Origin of the sequence: Klebsiella sp. K47, assembly GCF_051858335.1 — a bacterium.
GTDB classification, from domain to species: domain Bacteria; phylum Pseudomonadota; class Gammaproteobacteria; order Enterobacterales; family Enterobacteriaceae; genus Klebsiella; species Klebsiella pneumoniae.
In genome coordinates, this window is sequence record NZ_JBPYUI010000612.1 from 1 (window position 1) to 209 (window position 209).

1 protein-coding gene is annotated in these 209 nt (G+C 73.7%); it reads left to right on the top strand.

Annotation, left to right across the window (positions count from 1 at the left end; genetic code table 11):
• A partial coding sequence (locus RRF55_RS29430) for a hypothetical protein (RefSeq protein WP_439419518.1) occupies positions 1-209 on the top strand: 209 nt, incomplete at both ends.

Sequence of the window (209 nt, forward strand, 5' to 3'; positions counted from 1 at the left end):
GGTCCGCCGCAAGCTGCTCGGCGACCAGGGCGGCGAACTGCTGGCGCTGCAAGGCGAACTGGCGGCGGCCAGCGAGGCGCTGCAAGGGCGTGCTGCGCTGGCGCCGCTGGTCGAGCCGGTGCTGCAACGCCTGGAAGAGTGGCGGCAGCTCACCGGCCAGGTACTCGAGGCCTGCGCCCGCGATCCCCAGGAGATCGGCGCCACTTCCG